This window comes from Pauljensenia sp. UMB3104, from assembly GCF_030217285.1.
Classification (GTDB): Bacteria; Actinomycetota; Actinomycetes; order Actinomycetales; family Actinomycetaceae; genus Pauljensenia.
Genome location: NZ_JASONN010000315.1, coordinates 1 through 270 on the forward strand (window position 1 = coordinate 1; position 270 = coordinate 270).

Consider the following 270-nt stretch of genomic DNA (forward strand, 5'->3'; position numbering starts at 1 on the left):
TCTAGTTTCACATCTAAAGCCTGGGCAGCTTGCTGCAAAGTCATACCCTTATTGATCACGGCATCTGAGAACGCGACTGCCGCGAGTTCGCCTTTTTGTGCCATCACCTGCTGGACAGCAGCTGTAAACGAGGAGTCATCCATAGCCTCCGCGAAAACCTGTGAGGACTGCTTACCTTTCGCCCCCATGAGGTTATTGAATTGTGCCCACTGGGCCTCATCGTTAACCCCATCGGTTAGATCTTTCGCAATCTGCGCACCGGTAGCCCCC

The 270-nt window shown here is 53.3% G+C and carries 1 protein-coding gene; it reads right to left on the minus strand.

Features of this window, described 5'->3' with window-relative positions; genetic code table 11:
- A partial coding sequence (locus tag QP415_RS11860) for a hypothetical protein (protein ID WP_285100214.1) occupies positions 1–270 on the minus strand: 270 nt, incomplete at both ends.